The following is a 217-nucleotide window of genomic DNA, read 5'->3' on the forward strand; positions in this document are numbered from 1 at the left end:
TCCTTTCCCCCGTAGGGCGTATGCGGTATTAGCAGTCGTTTCCAACTGTTATCCCCCTCGACTGGGCAGATCCCTAGGCATTACTCACCCGTCCGCCGCTCGCCACCTCAGGAGTAAACTCCCTTGTGCTGCCGCTCGACTTGCATGTGTTAGGCCTGCCGCCAGCGTTCAATCTGAGCCATGATCAAACTCTTCAATTAAAGTTTTGTTGCTTCCG

General features: G+C 54.4%; 1 rRNA gene. It reads right to left on the minus strand.

Annotation, left to right across the window (positions count from 1 at the left end):
• A 16S ribosomal RNA gene (locus KO531_RS22315) occupies positions 1-200 on the minus strand; the annotation flags it as partial.
• Positions 201-217 lie beyond the last annotated feature (17 nt).

The sequence above is a fragment of the Shewanella sp. NKUCC06_TVS genome (assembly GCF_019345515.1).
GTDB lineage: Bacteria > Pseudomonadota > Gammaproteobacteria > Enterobacterales > Shewanellaceae > Shewanella > Shewanella oncorhynchi.